This window comes from Paractinoplanes lichenicola (assembly GCF_016785085.1).
GTDB classification, from domain to species: Bacteria; Actinomycetota; Actinomycetes; order Mycobacteriales; family Micromonosporaceae; genus Actinoplanes; species Actinoplanes lichenicola.
Genome location: NZ_JAENHO010000004.1, coordinates 189,212 through 206,694 on the forward strand (window position 1 = coordinate 189,212; position 17,483 = coordinate 206,694).

Sequence of the window (17,483 nt, forward strand, 5' to 3'; positions counted from 1 at the left end):
GGTGTCACGTTCGCTTTCACCCCCTCGTCCCTGCCATGAACACGGACGGCCGAGCGAAGGATGGACACAATGAGGATGGCGGTTGCCGGCGGAACCGGCTGGGTCGGCAAGCTGGTGGTCGAGCGGGCACGGGCGGCCGGTCACGAGGTCGTGGTGATCTCGCGGTCGAACGGCGTCGACCTGACCACCGGCGCGGGTCTCGACGAGGCGTTGCGGGGCGTCGACGCGGTGATCGACGTGACCAACATCGAGACGTTGAGCGGCAAGACGGCCGGCGCGTTCTTCGAGACGGCCACACGCACCCTGTTGGCGGCGGAAGAGCGTTCCCTCGTACGTCACCACGTGGTGCTGTCGATCGTCGGTGTCGACCGGGTCGACTCGGGCTACTACGCGGCCAAGCGCCTGCAGGAGAAGCTCGCGCTCGACGGCCCGATCCCGGCCACCGTGCTGCGGGCGACCCAGTTCCACGAGTTCGCCGCCCAGATGCTCGAGCGCGTGCCCGGACCGGTCAAGATCGTGCCGTCGATGCTGACCCGGCCGGTCGCCGCCGCCGATGTCGCAACCGAGCTCGTACGGCTGGCCGAAGGCCCCGCCCAGGGCTTGGCGACCGATCTGGCCGGCCCCGAGGTGCTCAAAATGTCGGCCATGGTGCGCCGCCTGGCCAAGGGCAAGCTGGTGCTCACGGTGCCGGCCGGGCGCGCGATGGCAGGCGGCGGGCTGCTCCCGGCGGGCGACTTCCACCGCGGCGAGATCACGTTCGACGAGTGGGTGGCGGCCCGATGAAACGCTGGGCGGTGCTGATCCTCGCGGTGTCGGCCGCGGTCGTCGGGGTGTGGGCGGCCGCGTTCCCGGTGTCGTTCTACACCGACTTCCCCGCCCCCGGCCGTCACTGGGTGTCGACGCTGGGTCCCTACAGCGAACATCTCGTACGCGATGTGGGCGCCCTCTATCTGGCCCTGCTGGTGCTGAGCGTGTGGGCCTGGCGCCGCCCCACCCCCGACGCCATGCGGGTCACCGGGGGAGCGTGGCTGATCTTCAACTCGATCCACTTCCTGTGGCACATGCTGCACCTCGAGATGTTCCCGACCATCGACAAGATCGGGAACGCGGTGGCCCTGGGTGGTGTGCTCGCGCTGTCGATCATGCTGCTGCTTCCCGATAGAGTCACTCCTCGTGGCGGCAGAGATCATCAGTGAGGTCCGCGACGGCGTCGGCTGGGTCACCATGAGCAACCCGGCCCGCCGTAACGCGTTGTCGACGGCGATGCTGGCCTCGCTGGCGACGACCGTCCGCGATTTCGACACCGCTTCCCCCGTACGCACCATCGTGCTGCGCGGCGCGGGCGAGACGTTCACCGCCGGGGCCGACATCAGCGAGTTCGCCGCCCACCACGACTCGGCCGGCGCCCGCGAGACGTGGGAACAGGCGCTGACCGGCCTGTTCGAGACGCTGAGCGGCCTGACCACGCCACTGATCGCGATGATCCAGGGCCCGTGCATCGGCGCGGGCATGGCCCTGGCGTTGAGCGCCGACATCCGCGTCGCCGCCGAGGGCAGCAAATTCGCCATCCCCGCGGCCCGCCTCGGCATCGGCTACCCGTACGAACTGGCCCAGACCCTCGTCCACGTCGTCGGCCCCGCCAACGCGAGCGAGATGCTCTTCACCGCCCGGACCTACACCGACACGGAAGCCCTGGCCGCAGGCCTGATCAACCGCCTGGTCCCCGCACCCGCCCTCGAACCCGACGTGCTCCGCACCGCCTCAGCGATCGCCGCGAACGCCCCCCTCGCCGTACGCGCCGCCAAGGCCTCGATCAAGGCCGCCGCCCACCCCGCCCTGGCGCCCCGGGCCCAGCAACTGATCGCCTCCACCACCGGCTCACACGACGAGTTCGAAGGACAACGCGCCTTCATGGAACGCCGCCCACCCTCCTTCGAGGGCCGCTAACCCCTCCACCCCGCCAGCCCTCATCCCGCCCAGCGCCGCACTTCCCCTCGCCCTCCCGCGCCGCGTCCACCTCGCCCCTCCGCGCCGCGCTCATCCCTCGCCACTCCGTGCCGTGCCCTCCCTCGTTATTCCGCGCCGCGTCCACCCCGCGCCCAGCACCACCCCTCACTACTCCCCGCCCCGTCCAACCTGCGCCACTCCACGCCGCGTCTGCCCTGCGCCACTCCGCGCCGCGTTTACCACGCGCCACTCCACGCGGCGCTCATCCTCGCCACTCCGGGCCGGACCCCTCCCCGTCGCCACTCCGCCCCTTCCCTCCGCCACTCCGCGCCCCGTCCACCTTTCGCCACTCCGCGCCGCGGCCTTCCCTCGCCACCCCGCTCGCCGCGCGCGTTGCCCTTTCCGTGGCTCGCGATATCGGGCCAGACTTTTATCACGCTGTATATTGACGACTGTTAGTAAATCTTCCTAATCTTTGTGGGCCCGAAGTCATCCCCACGGCGCAACCCCCGCGCCGGACACGAAGGGTCACCATCCCCATGGCCATCAGAAAGAGCCGCTGGACTGCGGCCGCCGCGGCGTGCGCGGTCGCCGCCGTCGGCACGATCACCGCCCTTGCCGTCCAGGCGCCGTCCCAGGCGGCCGTCCTGCCCAACGGCTTCAAGAGCGTCGGCTACATGCCGTCGTGGGCCGGCAGCGTCACGAGCATTCAGTACTCGAAGCTGACCCACATCAACTATTCGTTCGCGCTCCCCAATGCGAACGGCACCCTCCAGCCGATCGAGAACACGTCGAAGCTCCAGCAGCTCGTCACGCTCGGCCACCAGAACAACGTCAAGGTCTCGCTGGCCATCGGCGGCTGGAACGACGGCAACGACTCCGCCTTCGAGTCGCTCGCCGCCAGCTCCGGCACCCGTACGGCGTTCGTCACCAACGTCATGAACACCGTGCGCCAGTACGGGCTCGACGGCGTCGACATCGACTGGGAATACCCGGACCCGGGCGCCTCCGGCAACAACTACACGGCCCTGATGCAGCAGCTCAGCACGGCCCTGCACAACGAGGGCAAGCTGCTCACCGCCGCGGTCGTCAGTGAGGGCGGCACCGCCAACGGCGTCCAGCCGGCCGTGTTCGGCTACGTCGACTGGCTCAACATCATGGCGTACGACGGTGGGTCGCCCCACGCCAACTACGACTGGGCCATCGCCTCGGCCAACTTCTGGAAGAACCGGGGTCTGCCCAAGGCCAAGACCGTGCTCGGGGTGCCGTTCTACAGCCGGCCCGGCTACCTGACGTACGCGCAACTGGTCGCCCAGGACCCGGCCAACGCCAACCGCGACTGCACGCCCAGCGGCGAGTGCTACAACGGCCTGCCCACGATCCGCCGCAAGACCCAGTGGGCGCTGGCCAACGCCGGCGGCATCATGAACTGGGAGCTCTCGCAGGACGCAACCGGCGCGAACTCGCTGGTCAGCGCCATCTACGAGACCGTGATGAACGGCGGCGGGGGCCCCACGACCCCGCCGCCGTCGGGCCGCACCGGCCGCATCACCGGCGTCGCCGGCAAGTGCGTCGACATCAACGCCGCGAACAGCGCCAACGGCACTGCCGTGCAGCTCTACGACTGCAACGGCACCAACGCCCAGAACTGGACCGTAGGCACCGACGGCACGATCCGCGGCCTGGGCAAGTGCCTCGACGTGGCGGCGGCCGGCACCGCGAACGGCACGCTGGTGCAGATCTACGACTGCAACGGCACCGGCGCCCAGCAGTGGCAGTCCCAGTCGAACGGGACGCTGCGCAACCCCACCAGCGGCCGCTGCCTCGACGCCTCGAACAACAGCTCCGCCAACGGCACCCGCCTGCAAATCTGGGACTGCGGCACCGGCGCCAACCAACGCTGGACCCTCCCCTGAGTATCGCTCCGCCTGTTTTCTGATCGCTCGGCCCGTCCCCTCGTGGGGCGGGCCGCGCTTCGTTCGGGTTAGGCCGCTCGGGCGTCCGCTGGCGGGCGACTGACCGGCCGCATGGCGGTCGGCATCATCGCTCGCATGCCCTATCGCGTATCCGACCGCGACGTATCCGGCACCGTCAACAAGACCCCATGCCCGTCGTGGCTTGGGTGATGACGTCCGCGGCGTGCGCCGCCGCGGCCTGGGGTATCTCCGACTTCCTTGCCGGCCTGCTGGCCCGCCGTCTACCGATCGTCACCATCCTCGTCTGGTCAAAAGTCGCCGCCATGCTGCTGGCCGTGGTGGCCGCCGCCGTCTGGACCACCCCGCCCGCGACCGGCCCCCGCCTCTGGCTCGGCGTCCTGGCCGGCCTCGTCGGCCTCCCGGCGATGGGCCTGCTCTACCGAGCCATGCGCGACGGCTCCCTGGCCGTGGTCGCCCCTGTAGCCGCAATCGCCGCCCTGGTCCCCGTGGCCTGGGGCCTCCTGCACGGTGACCGCCTGAGCCTCTTCGCCACCTTGGGCATCGCGGCCGGCCTGGCCGGAGCCACCCTCGCCAGCTGGCCCGTGCCCGGCACACCCCAACGCCGCACCCAGCACTCAGCCAACCTGTGCGCGCTCGGAGCCGCCCTCGGCTTCGGCATCTACTTCGTACTCCTGCACGAGGCCGCCACCGCGGACCAGTTCTGGTCGGTCGCCTACGCCCGCATAACCGAGGGCCTGGCCGCCCTGCTCTTCCTCCTCACTACCGCCCGTCGCCGGTCCCCAACCCGCAAGCCATCGGAAGCCTCCGCCGCAACGCCCACTTCCCGAAACTCCGCACTATTTACCTCCGCCCCTGATCGCGCCGCAGTGCACTCCTCTCGCACGACCCGTCTCGGACTCGGCGCCCGCAGTGCCATTCCGATCTTCATCGTGGGCGCCACCGACGCCCTGGCCGACGCCGCCTTCATCACGGCGGCCGCCGCCGCGCTGGCCCCCGCCGCCGTCGTCGCCTCGCTCTACCCGGCGGTGACGCTGATGCTCAACCGCTCGCTGCTCCGAGAACGCTTGCACACCGTCCACCTTTACGGCGTGCTGGCCGCCCTGTTCGCGGTCGCCTGCCTGGCCCGCTGATCCACTCGGTCTCCCGCCCGCGGCGGCGTGTTGAGGCGTGTGCGTCGCACGCGGCCCCACGGCTTGTAGACCGAGAGCACCGTGGCCAGGCTGAGCAACGTCAGCGACACGATCGGCGGCATGATCAGGCTGCTGACGTCGTGCGAGACCGTCTCGCCGGCGGACAGGCGGGCCCCGAACTCGGCGATGCCGGGCATGCCGGGCCGCAGCAGCACCAGGATCAGCGTGCACAGCATGACGTTCAGCACCAGCTTGACGCCGACCCACCAGTAGCGGATCAGGCCCCACTTCGTGCCCAGTCCCAGCACCAGCCCGGTGATCAAGCAGACCAGCCCGGACGTCAGCATCGGCCACACAACGAACGTGCCCAGCGCCTGATAGGCCAGCCCACGCCGGGCGGGATCGTCGCTCAGCCCACCGATGCCCACCAGCACCGCCACCACCACGTCGATGCCGATCCACGCCCCGGCCGAGACGATGTGCAGCACGAGCCAGAGCTTGCGATGCGCGGGTCCCAAAGTCATGAGCCCAGCTTGCTCGACGATCGGTCGCGGATCGTCGGGCTCGGAGCGGCTTCGCACGTACGCCCTCCGACGTACACACCTGCCCCGCGCCCATGGCACCGTGAGAACATGCGCCCTCGTGACCTGGCCGTCCCTGCCGCCCTGGCGGTGGTCGGCGTGGCCACCATGCCCGCGCTCGACAGATTCTCATCAACGGATCACCCCCTCGACCTGACCGCCGTGGCGCTGGTGCTCGCCACCGCCGCAACCACCGCCCTGCGGCACCGCTGGCCCGGACCCGCCCTGCTGACCGCATCCGCGCTCACCTCCACATATCTGATCATCGGATTCCCGTACGGCCCGATCCTGTTGTCCTTCGCCGTCTGCGTCTTCGCCGTGGCCCGCCACCGTGTGCTGCGGCAGGCGGCCCTCTGGGCGGCCCCGGCGCTGCTCGTCCTGCTGATCCACCTCGTGTTCGACGAGCCGCTGATCGGCTTGGCGCCCGGCACGGCCTGGGTGGTCGTCCCGTTCACCCTCGGCGCGGCCCGGCGCCAGGTCGTCGAGGCACAGGCCCGCGAGCGCGCCGAGTCGGAGCGACGGGTCGCCGACGCCGAGCGGCTGCGCGTGGCGCAGGAGGTGCACGACGTCGTCGGCCACGGCCTCGCCGCGATCCAGATGCAGGCCGACGTCGCGCTGCATCTGCGTGACGCGCGCCCCGAACTGGCACTCGAGGCCCTCGAAACGATCAGCAAAGCCAGCTCCGAAGCGCTCGACGAACTGCGCGCGACCCTCGCCGGTCTCTCCTCGCCTGGGTTGGCCGGGCTCGAGGACCTTTGCGCTCGTGTCCGCACTGCCGGCGTGGCTGTCGACCTCACCGTCGGTGGAACGCCGAGCCCGCTGCCCACCGCGGTCGACATAGCGGCATACCGAGTGCTGCAGGAGGCCCTCACCAACGTCGTCAAGCACGCCGACAAGCCGCGAGCCCGAGTGACGATCCAGCACCGTCCGGACCACCTCGACCTGGGCGTCTTCAACTCCGTCGCCGCAGTTGGCCACACGGACGGCTTCGGCATCACCGGGATGCGCCGACGCGTCGAGCAACTCGGTGGCGACTTGACCGCCTCGGCCGACGCCGGAACCTTTGCCCTGCAGGCCGTCATCCCCCGGGAGCACCGCCCGTGATCACCGTGCTGCTCGCCGACGACCAGGATCTCGTGCGCCTGGGTCTGCGGACCCTGTTCGACGCGACCGAGGGCTTCAGCGTCGCCGCCGAGGCCGCCGACGGGTTGGCCGCCGTGGCCGAGGCCCGCCGGACCCGGCCCGATGTGGTGCTCATGGACATCCGCATGCCGGGCATCGACGGCCTCGAGGCGACCCAGCGCATCGTCGTCGACCCGGAGCTGACGTCGACCAGGGTCATCGTTCTCACCACCTTTGAACATGACGAATACGTCTTCACCGCCCTGCGCGCCGGCGCGAGCGGCTTCCTGCTGAAGAACACCAAGCCACCCGCCCTGCTCGACGCCGTCCGCACCGTGGCCGACGGCGGCGCGCTGCTGGCGCCCTCGGTGACCCGCACCCTGATCCGCGAATTCACCGATCTGGCCCCGCACTCGCGAACCCCGCACCCCGGACTCGACCGGCTGACCGACCGCGAGCGCGAGATCGTCGTCCTGGTCGCGCGGGGACTGAGCAACCATGAGATAGCCGAACACCTCGTGGTCAGCCCCGCGACGGCCCGCACCCACGTGAGCCGCTCGATGACCAAGCTGGGCGCCCGGGACCGCGCCCAGCTGGTCGTGTTCGCCTATCAATCCGGCCTCGCCTGAGCCCGGCCGCGAGCGAGCGCCAGCCCGCCGAGGACCATTGCCATCGGGCCCAGAACCAGGGCCGCCCAGCCGCCGACCACGCCGTTTCCCGTGCCGGGGCCGCCGTCGGCCGTGGCGACCACGACGGCCCCCACCACCGTGCCGACCGCGCCGGCGACCACGGCGCGGGTGGAACCTTTCCTTCTCGCGTGAGCCAGGGCCCACAACGCGGTGATGACGCCGATCAGCGCCAGTAGCGCGCCCACTGTTGCTATCAACCGATCCAGGGTGACCATGGGGTTCCTCCTTTCGCCTCTGCATCGTGGTCGTGGGAAGCCTTGAGGGCATCGTGCCGATGTAGACATTCGGCTACTGCGTTTGCAGCAGCCGAAAACGCCTGCGTTCGCACGACGCGCCCCGAGCGGCCGGCGGTTAATGTGCCCGGCATGGACAGAGCGTGGGATTGGGTGATTGCGGTCGGAGTGGCCGTGATCCTGCTGGTCGCTGGGCTGTCCTCCACCGGGTTGGCGGCGGTGGGCTATCCGCTCCTGGTCGTCGGCGGCCTGGCTCTGGGGGAGCGGCGGCGCGCACCGGTCGCCGTCCTGATCGTCACGGCAGCGTGCGCGGCCGGCTATCAAGCGGCCGGGTTCGACGCCTTCGCCGTGGCCTATCTCATCGCGGTCTATTCGGCGATGCGGGCCGGGCGGTGGGTCGTCACGGTGGTGACCAGCGCGGTCCTGCTGGTGGCGCTGCCCGCCGCGGCGCTGGCATCGGGCGCATCCGACCTGGGCGAGGCGTTCGCGCGGTCCCGCAGTGTCCTCGAGCTGGCCTGGCTGGCGGCGGCCGGGGCGGCGGGAGAGGCGCTCCGGCAGGCCGAGCAGCGGGCCGACGAGGCGGAGCGCACTCGTGAGGCGGTCGCGCGCCGCCGGGCCGATGAGGAGAGGCTGCATATCGCACGCGAGCTGCACGACTCGCTCACCCACCAGATCTCGGTGATCAAGGTGCAATCCGAGGCCGCAGTGCACGTGGCCGAGCGGCGAGGTGAGGAGGTGCCCGAGGCGTTGCTGGCCATTCGCGACGCCGGCCGTGCGGCCACCCGCGATCTGCGCGCGACCCTCGAGGCGCTGCGTGACGACGTCTCCGTGCCGCCGCACGGGATCGACCAGATAGCCGAGCTCGTCGAGCAGGCCGAGAGGGCCGGGACTGCGACGACGCTGACATTCGAGGGCGAACGCCCCGAGGTGCCGTTCGCGGTCGACCGAACGGCCTACCGAATCGTGCAGGAATCCCTGACAAACGTCGCCCGGCACGCACCAGCCGCCAACGTCACGGTCCACATCGCATGGCAACCCGGCGCCTTGACGATCCGCGTGAAGGACGACGGCGCAGCCAAGCCGAAGTCCGCCCAGAGCGCCGCCAGCACGGCCACGGGAAAGCCCGGGCTGGGCGCGAGCGGCGCGGGTGCGGGAAAGTCCGGGCGAGGTGGGAGCGGTGCTCTTGCGGGGCAGGTGAGGGCCGGCGTGGGGCTGGTTGGCATGCGGGAACGGGTTGCTGCTCTTGGGGGCAGTATTCGGGCCGGGCCTTGTGCGGGTGGGGGATTCGCCGTTGAAGTCGAGTTGCCATGGGGTCGGGTTTGATGATCAGGGTGTTGCTGGTTGACGATCAGCCGCTGATTCGTAGTGGCTTTCGGGCGTTGCTCGATCTCGAGGATGACATCGAGGTGGTGGCCGAGGGCAACGACGGCGATGAGGCGGTGGCCCTTGCTCGGCAGCATGTGCCCGACGTGGCGTTGATCGACGTGCGGATGCCGGGTGCCGATGGCATTGAGGCCACCAGCCGCATCGCGGGGGAGCCGGGCCTGTCGGGGGTGCACGTCGTGATCCTGACCAACTATGGGCTCGACGAATACGTCTTTCGTGCGCTTCGGGCGGGGGCGGCCGGGTTCCTCGTGAAGGACATCCGGCCGGAGGATTTCGTGCATGCCGTGCGGGTTGCGGCGCGTGGGGAGGCGCTGCTCGCCCCGGCGATCACGCGTAAGTTGATCGACCGGTATGTGACGTGGCCTCCGCGGCCCGCGGCGAAGCTGGACGAGTTGACCAACCGCGAGCGCGAGGCCGTGACCCTGGTCGCGCACGGACTGGCCAACGGCGAGGTGGCCGCGCGGATGGCGATCAGCCAGGTCACCGCGAAGACCCACATCAACCGGGCCATGACCAAACTGCAGGCCCGCGACCGAGCCCAGTTGGTGGTGATCGCCTTCGAGTCCGGCCTGGTACGCCCACCACACCAAAACTGAACAGCGGTAACTTGCGAGACCATGGCCGGAAGAAAGGGGCGCCCCGCGATGCCTGTTGGGCGACTGCACCATCTCATCGTCGACTGTCCGGAGCCTGCGGTCGAAGGGCAGTTCTGGAGTGCCGTGCTCGATCAGCCGGTCACCTACGACGACGGGGACTTCGTTGTCGTGTCGGCCGATACGACGACGTCCGGGGTTGCGTTTCAGCGGGCGCCGGACCATCGGGCGTCGACGTGGCCCGATCCGGCTGTCCCGCAGCAGATGCACCTCGACGTCATGGTCGACGATCTCGCGGTGGCCGCCGAGGCCGTGCTCGCGCTCGGGGCGAGGCCGTTGCCCGGCGACCACGTTTTCGCCGACCCCGCGGGCCACCCATTTTGCCTGATTCCGAGGCCGAGCTGGGCCACGCCGATAGGCCGGGCCGGGCCACGCGGATAGGCCGGGCTGGGCCGCTCGGATAGGCCGGGCTGGGCCACGCAGATAGGCCGAGTTGGGCCACGTCGACAGGCCGGGCTGGGCCACGTCGACAGGCCGGGCTGGGCCACGTCGACAGGCCGGGTTGGGCCACGCCGAAAGGCCGGGATGTGCTCGCGGGAGAGGTCGACGGCGAGCAGAACGACCGGTGTGTGGCTGTTTCGGGCGATCACCGGGGGGAACGCAGAAAGGCAACACCGACGAACCAGGAGGTTGTCATGCCGGCACGTAAGGAGCTTCCGGGCACGCTCAAGCGGTCGCCCAAGAAGGCTCAGGACACGTTCATCAAGGCGCATGACTCGGCCGTGAAGGAGTACGGCGAGGGGGAGCGGGCGCACCGCACCGCGCTGGCTGCTGTGAAGCACTCCTTCGAGAAGGTCGGCGACCACTGGGAACCCAAGGCCAAGAAGGGACCGAGCGACAAGAAGGCCGCGGGCGGACGGAAGACCAAGGCGAAGACGGCCGGCGGTGTCGACGCCAACGCCAGCAAGAAGCATCTGCTCGACGTGGCGAAGAAGCTCGACATCACCGGCCGCACCACGATGAAGAAGGGCGAGCTGGTGAAGGCTATTCAGAAGAAGAGCCGCTGACGATCACTCCTCCCTGAACGACCGTGCGCGGGCCCGACCAGAGGACCGACGGGGAGGCGAGCGGGTCACCGTCGACGATCAGGAGGTCGCCTGCCGCGCCGGGGGCCACGGTGCCCAGGTCGGGGCGGTTCAGCAGGGCGGCGTTGACCGACGTGGCCGACTTGAGGGCGGTCAGGGCGCCGTCGACTTCGACCTGCAGGCGCAGGCCGTTGAGTTGTTCGTCCTCCAGGGAGCCCATCAAGTCGGTGCCGAAGCCGACCCGCACGCCGGCCTCGCGGGCGAGGAGCACTGCCTGGCGACCGGCGTCGAGGACCTCGCGGTTCTTGGCGCGTGACACGGCGGCCATGCCCAGGGAGGCTCCCCGGCGGTCCATGGCGTCGTACGCGGCCAGGGTCGGCACCAGGAAAGCCCCGGCCTCCGCCATAGCCGCGGCCGTGGGGGCGTCGAGCAGGTTGCCGTGTTCGATGGTGCGGACGCCGTTGTCTATCGCGTGGCGGATCGACTCGGGGGAGTAGGCGTGCGCCGCCACATAGCTGCCTCGGCGGGCCGCCTCCGACGTGACGGCGCGGATCTCCTCGGGCGAATACTGCGGGATGCGGATCGGGTCGGTCAGCGACACCACGCCGCCCGAGGCCATGATCTTGATGGCGTGGGCACCGCGGCGCAGCCGCTCGCGGACGGCCACCCGCAGGTTGTCCACGCCGTCGACGACCTCGCACGTATGCGTGTTGCAGCCGCACACATCGGAGTCGGCCGCGCGGAAGTCGCCGTGGCCACCGGTCTGACTGAGCGCGGCACCCGTCCACAGGTAGCGGGGTGACGGCAGCAGGCCCTCGCGGATTGCCCGGTCGAGTCCGGCGTCGCCGCCCGACGGGTCGCGCACCGTCGTGAAACCGCGGGACAGCGCCGCCCGCAGACGTTGAGCGGCCACCAGCGCGACGTAGCTCAGCGGCCGCGACTCGATCTCCAGCATGTTGAGACCGATCCCGTACGCGTGGCAGTGCGCGTCGATCAACCCGGGCAGCACGGTTCTCCCGCGGGCGTCGATCGTGCGGTCGGCGTCCTGCGGTGCCCCGCCGACGGCCGTGATCCGGCCGTCGACAACGTGCACCGCGCCCTCGGTGAGATCGTCCGAGACCCCGTCCCAGACGGTGGCGTTGACGATCGACAGGGAGGTCACCGCCAAACCCCCGACTGAAGAGCGAGGCGAGGGGCGAGGGGAGCGGTGAGGCGAGGGGTTAGGCGAGCGGTAGGGGGAGGGGCGAGGCGAGCGGTGAGAGCAGGGGCGAAGCGAGCGGTGAGAGCAGGGGCGGGGCGAGCGGTCAGAGGAGGGGCGAGGCGAGCGTTGAGGGAAGGGGCGAGGCCGATCACGCCGTCACCCGCCGGGCTGTGGTGCCTTCGGTGTCTACCTCGAACGTGACCGGGTCGACGATCACGCCGTAGGAGGTCGCCGCGGCCGAAACGGACACGAAGCCGTTGCGCACGTCCGCGGCCACCAGGGCCGGCGAACGCTCGAACGGATTGCCGTACCCCCCACCCCCACCGGTGTTGTTGACCAGGACCTCACCGGTGTCGAGCAGGTTGTAGCTGCCCCCGGTGACCTTCTCGCGGTCCGTGCCCGGGTTGAGCACGATGTGGTTGTTGTCGCCCTCGCCCCCGCCGTCGATCGACCACGGCTTCGTCTTCGTCTTGTAGACGATGCAGATCCCCGTAGAGGGCGCCGTGAACCGGTACGACCGCTGCACCCCCACGCCACCCCGGTTGCGCCCCGCACCCCCGGTGTCGGGCCGATACCCGTACGACTCGATGAACATCGGCGACTTGGTCTCGAGCACCTCGACCGGGTTGTTGCGGCACCCCGGCTCCGAGATGTGCATGATCCCGTCCGCCCCGTCGCCGTGCGCGTGCCCGCCGAAGCCCACGGCCTCGTTGGTCGCCTCGAGCCAGGCCTCGCCGTTGCGCGGGTTCACGCCCAGCCCCATCATCGAGCACACGTCCCCACCCGAGCAGGCCGGCACCAGGTCGGGCATGCCCTGGGCGAGCGCCTTGAGCACCACCTCGCCGCCGAGCAGCCCGGTCCACAGGGTGAAGGTCGGCATCGGCGGGACGGCGTGCATGACCGAGCCCGGTTCGGTGATCACGCGCAGCGGCCGGAAGTTGCCCGCCACGACGGGGGTGTCCGGCGTGGTCAGCGACTTGAAGATGAGGCTGCAGAACGCCTCGGTCTGCCCGACGGGCAGGTTGATCGGGCCGCGGACGTCCTTCTCGCTGCCGGTCCAGTCGACGATCATCTCGTCGTCCGTCACGGTCACGGTGACGTTCATCTTGATCATGCGGTCGAGGTCGACGCCGTCCTGGTCGACGAAGTCGTACGCCGTCCACGTGCCCTTGGGCAGTTTGGCCAGCGCGATCCGGGCCAGCCGCTCGCCGTGGTCGTTGATCGCGGCCATCGCCTCGGTCAGCGCCGCCGCGCCATATTTGGCAGCGATTTCCTGCGTACGCCGGACGCCCGTATAGCACGCCGAAACCTGGGCCTGCAGGTCGCCGATCGTGCGCTCGGGCATGCGGCTGTTGAACTTGACGACGTTGAAGATGTCCTCGTTCATCTCCCCCTGGCGGTACAGCTTGGCCGCCGTGAAGAAGATGCCCTCCTGATACATGTCGGTCGAGTCGAGGACGTACCCGGCGTCCTTCTGCTTGAGGTCGAGCACGTGGATCCGGCACGACGCATAGCCGATCAGCGTGCCGTCCGTGTCGTGGATCGGCGCGAACACCAGCGGGTCGAGCGTGTGCGCGGACGACCAGTACGGGTAGTTGATGATGAACACGTCGCCCGGCAGCAGCTTCTCGGCGCCGAGAAACTCGACCGCCTTCTTGATGCCGTGGTCGTTGCCGCGGGTGAAGACGGCGATGCCTGGCGCGTCGGCCACCACGTCGCCGTTCGCGTCGTGGATCCCGATGCCGTAGTCGTGAATCTCGTAGACGACCGTGTTGTAGGCCGTCCGGCACAGGTTGCGGGCCATCTCCTCGGCGCCCGCGAGCAGGCCGTGCCGGATGACCTCGATCGTGATGGAGTCGACGGTGCTCATGCGCCTGCCTTCACAGAGATGACCATTTCCCCGTACGAACCCACGCGCAGACGATCTCCGGCGTGGATGACGGTGGTGGCGGTGTGTTCGTGGATCACGGCCGGTCCGGCGATCTCGTCGCCGGCCAGCAGTTCCTCGCGGGTGTAAAGGGCGTACGGCACAGCCGGCTGCTCCGCCGACACGAACACGTCACGCGTGCCCTCGGAGGAGAGAGCGCCCGACTCGCGCGCGGCCAGCAAAGGCAGCGTCGGCTTTTCTACTCGCCCCGTGGCGCGCAGCCGCAGCGTGGTGACCTCGATCGGGTCGTCCATCACGTGCCCGTACTGCCGTTCGTGCAGCTCGGTGAACTCGCGCTCGACGACGGCCGCGACCCCGGTGGTCCCGTCCGGAACCGGCACCGTCACCGTGTGCTCCTGCCCGGCGTAGCGCACGTCCACGCTGCGGGTCAGCACCTGCGCCGCGGGAGCGAACCCCTCGGCGGAGAGGGCTTCGCCGGCGGAAGCAGCCATCTCGACGTAGCTCGCCTCGACGGCCGGGGAATCGAGCTCGGCGAGCGGGGTCACCGCCGTACGGGCGAAGTCGTGCTGGACATCGGCGAACAACATGCCGAAGGCCGAGAACGCGCCCTGGCCCGGCGGGACGATGACCGTCGGGATGCCGAGCTCGTCGGCGACGTCGACCGCGACCAGGCCGCCCCCGCCGCCGAACGACAGCAGCGCGAAGTCCTTGGGGTCGCGGCCGACCTCGACGGTGATCGCCCGGACGGCCCCCATGATCTTGGTCGTGGAGATCCGGATCATGCCACGGGCCAGCGCCAGCGGCGTCATGTCGAGCTTGGTCGCCAGCGGTTCGAGCGCGCTCAGGGCCAGCCGGTCGTCGAGGCTGAGCCGCCCGCCGAGCGCCGCCGTCGTCCCCATGTAGCCGACCGCGAGCGCGGCGTCGGTGAACGTGGGCTGGGTGCCGCCCTTGCCGTACGAGGCCGGGCCCGGGTCGGCGCCCGCGCTCTGCGGCCCGACCTGCAGCGCGCCCGCGTCGTCGAGCCAGCCGATCGAGCCGCCGCCCGCGCCGATCGTGTGGATGTAGAGCGACGGCGTGTTGATCGGCAGCTGCTCGAACTCGGCCCCCTGATGCAGCACCGGCCCGCCGTCGATGACCAGCGACGCGTCCAGGCTGGTGCCGCCCATGTCGATGGTGATCAGGTTGGGCTGCCCGATCAGCTCGCCGAACGCGGTCGCCCCGATGACGCCGCCGGCCGGGCCGGACAGGATCAGGCTGACCGGTTGTTCCCGGGCCGAACTGGCGGTCATGGCGCCGCCGCCCGAGCGGGTCATCAGAAACCGCCCGCCGAACCCGCCCGAGGCCAGCTCGCCCTCGAGCCGTTCCAGATAGCGGCGCACGATCGGCTTGACGTAGGCGTCGAGCACGGCCGTGCTGGTGCGCTCGTATTCGCGATACTCCCGGGACAGCTCGTGCGAGACCGTGACGACCACGCCCGGCGCGACCTCCTCGAGAATCTCCCGCATGCGCGACTCGTGGACCGGATTCGCGTACGAGTGCAGGAAGGCCACCGCGACCGAGTCGTAGCCGCGCTCGGCGATCGTGGCCGCGACCTGCCGGGCCGCCTCCTCGTCGAGCGGCCGGTGCACCGAGCCGTCGAACAGGCTGCGCTCGGGCACCTCGAACGTGTCGTAGCGCTCGACCAGAGCCGGCGGCGGCCGGTAGGTGATGTCGTAGTTGGTGCGCCGGTCGGTGCGCCCCAGCAGGTAGACGTCGCGGAAACCGGCCGTGCCGACCACCGCCGTACGGGCTCCGGTGCGGGTCAGCAACGCGTTGAGCCCGAGCGTGGTGCCGTGGGTGAACATGGCGACCTCGGCCATCGGCGCCTCGGTCGTGGCGAACGCGTCGAGCACGCCCGCGGTCGGCTGGGACGGGGTGGTCGGCACCTTGCCGAAGCGGATCTCGCCGCTGGCGCCGATGAGCTCGACGACGTCGGTGAAGGTGCCGCCGACGTCGATCGCGACGCGGCTGTTGCTGGTCATAGGGAAATCGCCTTTCGCGCACGGCGAAGCACCACCGGTGGAGAGCGGTGGTCAGGCCTGGAGAAGAGGAGATCGCCGGTTGGCGCGGCGAGGCCCCGAAACTGTCACAGCCGTTTCTGGGGTGTCAATCGGTGCTGGTGGGGCGGCCACCCGGTGTGAACACGGCGTTGCGCCGCGCTGCACAGCCGCGCCCGTCGCCGGTGTGCTCGGCGCACATCCGTGGCGGACCGGCCACCGTCAGCATTTGCCCACTCCAACCACCCGAAGCACGGGAGGTACCAATGGTCCGCAGCGTCCTCACCCTTCGAGCGGCCGCCGGCCTGGGCCACGAGCTCGAGGCCTTCTACGCGGACCAGCGGGTTCTGGAGCGGGCCCGGGCGTTCCCCGGGTGCCGTGCTGCCGAATTGTTGCGATCCGTTGACGACAGCCCCGCGACCCACCTGGTCATCGCCGACTGGGACACGGCCGCCGACTACCGCCGATGGGTCGACGACCCGTGGCGAGCCTCCTTGTCCGGGCGGCTCACCGCACTGCTGGACATCCGGGACGACGAGCCGCTCGTTGGCGGAGTCTTCGAGCTCGTCGAGCCCTGAGAGTTCTCGATTCTTCTTCTTGAAAACAGTAAGAGGAGTACCAGTGATACGAGTTGCTCGGCTCCTGGCGGTCGGCCTGACCGCCGCGGTGGCGCTGACCGCCTGCAGCAATCCCAACAACGACGACAGCGCCGGCGCCGCGGCCACCGCCGCCCCGGCCGACAAGAAACTCAGCATCGGCTTCTTCGGCTTCGCCAAGGCGAACTCGTTCGCCCAGGCCACCTGGGCCGGCGTGCAGGAGTACGCGAACGCCAACAATGCCGAGGCGACGTTCCTCGACTCCAACTTCGACGGGCCCACGCAGGTCAACCAGCTGCAGGACGCGGTGACCTCCAAGCGCTACGACGTCGTGATCGTGCAGGCCAACGACGGCACCGCGATGGTCAACCCGGTCAAGCAGGCGGTCGCGGCCGGTATCACCGTGGTCGTCGAGTTCACCCCGGTCGGCGGCAAGTACGACACCGCCGCCCCGCAGGTGCCGGGCACGATCAACATCATCGACCCGCCCACGGTCAACGGCGAGGGCCTGGCCAAGATGGGCCTGGAGGCCTGCAAGACGGTCGCCGGCAGCGGCTGCAAGGTGGCCTATCTGCAGGGCTTCGCCAACTATCCGCTCGACACGGCCCGTACGGAGGCCGCGGTGAAGACGCTCGAGGCGGGCGGCGCGGCCGAGGTCGTCTCGAACTTCGTCGGCGGCTACACCCCGGACAGCGGCCGGGCCGCCATGCAGAACCTGCTGCAGGCGCACCCCGACATCAACGTCGTGATCGGCTCGTCGCAGGCGCTGCAGGGGGCGACCCCGCTGGCGGCCGGCAAGAAGATCACCTTCGTCGGCAACGGCAACTCGACCCAGGCCTACGACCTCGTCAACAAGGGCACCTGGTACGCCACGTACGCGCTGCCCGAGAAGGGTCAGGGCGCCAAGGCGGCCGAGCTGGGCATCAAGAAGGCCCGCGGCGAGACCGTGCCGGAGTCGTCGGTGGCCTGCGAGGTGCTCACCGACTACAACTGCCTCGGCACCAAGGAAGCGCTGACCGGCAAGACGGCGGACTACTCGGACTGACGGCGCGGGCGCCG

General features: G+C 70.1%; 18 protein-coding genes. 13 read left to right on the forward strand and 5 right to left on the reverse strand.

Annotated elements, in window-relative coordinates; genetic code table 11:
* Window positions 1-69: 69 nt before the first annotated feature.
* The 5 genes from JKJ07_RS14300 (at window position 70) to JKJ07_RS49785 (ending at window position 5,014) form a co-directional block, all read left to right on the forward strand.
* On the forward strand, window positions 70-783 hold the full coding sequence (locus tag JKJ07_RS14300) for an SDR family oxidoreductase (RefSeq protein WP_202991989.1): 714 nt from the start codon (window positions 70-72) through the stop codon (window positions 781-783).
* On the forward strand, window positions 780-1,196 hold the full coding sequence (locus tag JKJ07_RS14305; RefSeq protein ID WP_202991990.1) for a DUF4345 family protein: 417 nt from the start codon (window positions 780-782) through the stop codon (window positions 1,194-1,196). The genes JKJ07_RS14300 and JKJ07_RS14305 overlap by 4 nt, the downstream gene beginning before the upstream one ends.
* Window positions 1,174-1,947 (forward strand): enoyl-CoA hydratase-related protein, encoded by a 774-nt coding sequence (locus tag JKJ07_RS14310; protein ID WP_202991991.1) that lies wholly within the window; start codon window positions 1,174-1,176, stop codon window positions 1,945-1,947. Before JKJ07_RS14305 ends, JKJ07_RS14310 begins: the two co-directional genes overlap by 23 nt.
* A gap of 539 nt (window positions 1,948-2,486) precedes the next feature.
* Window positions 2,487-3,863: a glycosyl hydrolase family 18 protein gene (locus JKJ07_RS14315; RefSeq protein ID WP_202991992.1), complete on the forward strand. Its 1,377-nt coding sequence runs from the start codon at window positions 2,487-2,489 to the stop codon at window positions 3,861-3,863.
* A gap of 188 nt (window positions 3,864-4,051) precedes the next feature.
* The gene (locus tag JKJ07_RS49785; protein WP_236028972.1) at window positions 4,052-5,014 is read left to right on the forward strand and encodes an EamA family transporter; all 963 of its coding nucleotides are present in this window, start codon (window positions 4,052-4,054) and stop codon (window positions 5,012-5,014) included.
* On the opposite strand, the gene JKJ07_RS14330 is transcribed toward JKJ07_RS49785, so the two are convergent.
* Window positions 4,966-5,538, reverse strand: a complete 573-nt coding sequence (locus JKJ07_RS14330; protein WP_202991993.1) for a hypothetical protein — start codon at window positions 5,536-5,538, stop codon at window positions 4,966-4,968. The two genes, JKJ07_RS49785 and JKJ07_RS14330, sit on opposite strands and share 49 nt — an antisense overlap.
* 108 nt (window positions 5,539-5,646) lie before the next feature.
* Here JKJ07_RS14330 and JKJ07_RS14335 point away from each other — a divergent pair, with 108 nt between their 5' ends.
* Both JKJ07_RS14335 and JKJ07_RS14340 read left to right on the forward strand, forming a co-directional pair.
* On the forward strand, window positions 5,647-6,699 hold the full coding sequence (locus JKJ07_RS14335) for a sensor histidine kinase (RefSeq protein ID WP_202991994.1): 1,053 nt from the start codon (window positions 5,647-5,649) through the stop codon (window positions 6,697-6,699).
* Window positions 6,696-7,346, forward strand: coding sequence for a response regulator (locus JKJ07_RS14340; RefSeq protein WP_202991995.1), 651 nt, complete (start codon window positions 6,696-6,698; stop codon window positions 7,344-7,346). Before JKJ07_RS14335 ends, JKJ07_RS14340 begins: the two co-directional genes overlap by 4 nt.
* On the opposite strand, the gene JKJ07_RS14345 is transcribed toward JKJ07_RS14340, so the two are convergent.
* The gene (locus tag JKJ07_RS14345; protein ID WP_202991996.1) at window positions 7,328-7,621 is read right to left on the reverse strand and encodes a DUF6223 family protein; all 294 of its coding nucleotides are present in this window, start codon (window positions 7,619-7,621) and stop codon (window positions 7,328-7,330) included. The two genes, JKJ07_RS14340 and JKJ07_RS14345, sit on opposite strands and share 19 nt — an antisense overlap.
* Before the next feature lie 192 nt (window positions 7,622-7,813).
* Here JKJ07_RS14345 and JKJ07_RS14350 point away from each other — a divergent pair, with 192 nt between their 5' ends.
* The 4 genes from JKJ07_RS14350 (at window position 7,814) to JKJ07_RS14365 (ending at window position 10,685) form a co-directional block, all read left to right on the forward strand.
* The gene (locus JKJ07_RS14350; protein ID WP_307834260.1) at window positions 7,814-8,962 is read left to right on the forward strand and encodes a sensor histidine kinase; all 1,149 of its coding nucleotides are present in this window, start codon (window positions 7,814-7,816) and stop codon (window positions 8,960-8,962) included.
* Window positions 8,962-9,621: a response regulator gene (locus tag JKJ07_RS14355; protein ID WP_202991998.1), complete on the forward strand. Its 660-nt coding sequence runs from the start codon at window positions 8,962-8,964 to the stop codon at window positions 9,619-9,621. The genes JKJ07_RS14350 and JKJ07_RS14355 overlap by 1 nt, the downstream gene beginning before the upstream one ends.
* Before the next feature lie 21 nt (window positions 9,622-9,642).
* Window positions 9,643-10,059 (forward strand): VOC family protein, encoded by a 417-nt coding sequence (locus JKJ07_RS14360; RefSeq protein ID WP_236028973.1) that lies wholly within the window; start codon window positions 9,643-9,645, stop codon window positions 10,057-10,059.
* A 254-nt stretch (window positions 10,060-10,313) separates the two neighbouring features.
* Window positions 10,314-10,685, forward strand: coding sequence for a ChaB family protein (locus JKJ07_RS14365; RefSeq protein ID WP_202991999.1), 372 nt, complete (start codon window positions 10,314-10,316; stop codon window positions 10,683-10,685).
* On the opposite strand, the gene JKJ07_RS14370 is transcribed toward JKJ07_RS14365, so the two are convergent.
* The 3 genes from JKJ07_RS14370 to JKJ07_RS14380 all read right to left on the reverse strand — a co-directional run bounded on the left by JKJ07_RS14370 (window position 10,663) and on the right by JKJ07_RS14380 (window position 15,813).
* Window positions 10,663-11,865, reverse strand: a complete 1,203-nt coding sequence (locus JKJ07_RS14370) for a metal-dependent hydrolase family protein (protein WP_202992000.1) — start codon at window positions 11,863-11,865, stop codon at window positions 10,663-10,665. The two genes, JKJ07_RS14365 and JKJ07_RS14370, sit on opposite strands and share 23 nt — an antisense overlap.
* Window positions 11,866-12,052: 187 nt before the next feature.
* Window positions 12,053-13,774, reverse strand: a complete 1,722-nt coding sequence (locus JKJ07_RS14375; protein WP_202992001.1) for a hydantoinase B/oxoprolinase family protein — start codon at window positions 13,772-13,774, stop codon at window positions 12,053-12,055.
* A complete protein-coding gene (locus JKJ07_RS14380) occupies window positions 13,771-15,813 on the reverse strand; it encodes a hydantoinase/oxoprolinase family protein (RefSeq protein ID WP_202992002.1) in 2,043 nt (680 codons plus the stop codon). The genes JKJ07_RS14375 and JKJ07_RS14380 overlap by 4 nt, the downstream gene beginning before the upstream one ends.
* Window positions 15,814-16,094: 281 nt before the next feature.
* Here JKJ07_RS14380 and JKJ07_RS14385 point away from each other — a divergent pair, with 281 nt between their 5' ends.
* A complete protein-coding gene (locus JKJ07_RS14385; protein ID WP_202992003.1) occupies window positions 16,095-16,406 on the forward strand; it encodes an antibiotic biosynthesis monooxygenase family protein in 312 nt (103 codons plus the stop codon).
* 43 nt (window positions 16,407-16,449) lie between these two features.
* Entirely contained in the window at window positions 16,450-17,469 is a 1,020-nt protein-coding gene (locus JKJ07_RS14390) for a sugar ABC transporter substrate-binding protein (protein WP_307834261.1), read from the forward strand.
* Window positions 17,470-17,483: the final 14 nt, after the last annotated feature.